Below are 1566 nucleotides of genomic sequence, written 5' to 3'. Positions count from 1 at the left end.
CGTACCGAATCCGGCTTCAATCCGTTCGCGATCGGCGTGGTGGGCGCGCATCTCGAACGGCAGCCGGCGTCACTGGCTGAAGCGCTCGCCACGGTGCGCGAGCTTGAGACGCTCGGCTACAGCTATAGCGTCGGTCTCGCGCAGGTGAACAACCGCAATTTCGCGAAGTACGGCGAAACGGCGGCAACGCTTTTCGAACCGTGCCGCAATCTGCGCGCGGGGGCGGAAATCCTGAGCGAATGCTTCAGCCGTTCGAGCCGTGCGTCCCTCGATCAGCAGGCCGCGTTGCGCGCTGCGTTGTCGTGCTATTACAGCGGCAATTTCACTACCGGTTTTTCCACCGGCTATGTGCGCCAGGTCCTGGTGAATGCGCGTCACGATGCGTTGCATGGGGGGATCGAGCCGATCCCGGTGGTGCGTGAGGAGAAAGAACCGGCGCGCGCTAACGCGTCCTATCGACCCGGCCAGAGCGCACCGCAATCCGCGGCGGTGTCGGTTGAATCTTCTCTTGCACAGCCGCAGTTCAAGCCGGTCAGCGACGTGAAACGCAGCGCGCCGTCGTGTCACGCGCATCCGCTCGTCACCGTATGCAGGGGCTTGAGCGCCGCGCAGATCCGTTCGCTGTGCGTGCGCTGCCTGGATTCGCACTAGCGCTGCCGACGAATCGCGGGCCTGTTCAACGATCAGCACGAATGCCTGCGAGCGCCCGCATGGCGCGCGGCCCGTCGGCTGAACCCCATCGTTTCGTAGCGCGCGTCACGCAAGTCCGCCGAGCCGTGCACCGGCCTACGAGATCCCGCCGTGTCGACGGTGCGCTGGCTTCGTACACTCGGATCAGTGCCCTGTGCGGCGCTGGGCGACGCACGCCCAATGCCTGCGCACAGGCTGGATGGCAGGGAGATTTGCATGCTGGAAATCGACGGCGTTGGCATGGGCGTCAACTGGATGCGTTTTCTCGACGAGACGCTCCTCAACAAACCCACGCCCCAACCTCCGCAAACACAAGCGCAGACCGGTTCGCAAACGCCGGTCATGCCGCCGCAGATCACGGTGCAGGTCGACGCGAACTCGGACCCCTCGAAGCCGACCAACGAGGACATTAGCGCCGCGAACACGCTGATCCAGACGCTCGCGGGACAGTATCAGCCGCCGCCGCCCGATATCACCGTCGACGACCCGACCACGAAGGCCGCGCAATCGGCGATCCAGGACTCGCAAACCCAATACGACAACGCCGTCGCGAATCAGCAGACCAGGCTGAACACGCTGACGAACCTGCAATCGGACCCGACGACGAGCGCGGCGGACCTCAAGAACGCGCAGACCGACTACAACAACGCCCAGACGGCTACCACGAAAGCGGGGCGCGAGCTCGAGGTGACGACGGACGCCGGCTACATGATCGCGTATGCGCAGCAGGCCGACTCCGACAAGGGTGCGATCGCGCCCGCACAGACGGCTGCGGACAATGCGACCACGGCGCTGCAGAAGCTGATGCCGGGCTTCGATCCAAAGAATCCCCCGCCAGCCAGCGCGTGCAAAACGCCGGAGCAACTGGGCGCCTAC

The 1566-nt window shown here is 64.9% G+C and carries 2 protein-coding genes; both read left to right on the top strand.

The window, feature by feature from the left end; genetic code table 11:
* A partial coding sequence (locus tag VFE81_RS28430) for a lytic transglycosylase domain-containing protein (RefSeq protein WP_325047764.1) occupies window positions 1-651 on the top strand: 651 nt, incomplete at its 5' end.
* Window positions 652-906: 255 nt separating this feature from the next.
* Window positions 907-1566: hypothetical protein (locus VFE81_RS28425; RefSeq protein ID WP_325047763.1), on the top strand; the 660-nt coding region annotated here is incomplete at its 3' end.

It is taken from the genome of Paraburkholderia sp. (assembly GCF_035656215.1).
GTDB lineage: Bacteria > Pseudomonadota > Gammaproteobacteria > Burkholderiales > Burkholderiaceae > Paraburkholderia.
This window is presented reverse-complemented; position numbering and strand designations above follow the sequence as displayed.